We start from the raw sequence: 614 nt of genomic DNA on the forward strand, positions 1-614 counted from the left end.
AACAAGATGAGATAGATAAGCTGCGTAAGAATGAAAATACTGTGATTCCAGATGATTTTGATTATGAACAAGTATCGGGCTTGTCGAATGAAGTGAAGCAAAAGTTGATGACTCAGAAGCCTACAACGATTGCTCAAGCTTCGCGCATTCCTGGCGTAACACCTGCTGCTATCTCACTTGTTCTGGTGTTCATGAAAAAAGCGAGTATGAAGCGCGCAATATCCGTGAAAGAGACGAATTAGTTGTGGGCCAGATTAATACCGAAGGGTTTTCTGAATGTCTGTTAAACGCTGCAGGTGAAATCGGCATAGAGCTAAGTGTTCAGAACGCAGATAAGTTAGTTGAGTATGTTTCACTACTGTATCGATGGAACTCCACCTACAACTTAACAGCGATTCGCGATCCGAAAGAAATGTTGGAGCGCCATATTATTGACTCGTTAAGCGTTGTTCCGTTTATCACTGAGTCAGAAATCATGGATGTGGGTACTGGACCTGGTTTACCTGGTATTCCTCTTGCGCTACTGTTTCCCAATAGCCAATTTACCTTGGTCGATAGCAATATCAAAAAAACGCGATTCTTGACGCAAGCAGCGATTACTCTGGGGTTAAAAA

At 42.5% G+C, this 614-nt stretch carries 1 protein-coding gene and 1 pseudogene; both read left to right on the forward strand.

Annotated features, from left to right (window positions below):
- Positions 1–242: pseudogene (gene gidA / locus A3738_RS10590) on the forward strand (tRNA uridine-5-carboxymethylaminomethyl(34) synthesis enzyme MnmG); the annotation flags it as partial.
- A gap of 2 nt (positions 243–244) precedes the next feature.
- The coding region (gene rsmG, locus A3738_RS10595) for a 16S rRNA (guanine(527)-N(7))-methyltransferase RsmG (RefSeq protein WP_068763588.1) at positions 245–614 on the forward strand (370 nt) is incomplete at its 3' end.

It is taken from the genome of Oleiphilus sp. HI0066 (genome assembly GCF_001635725.1).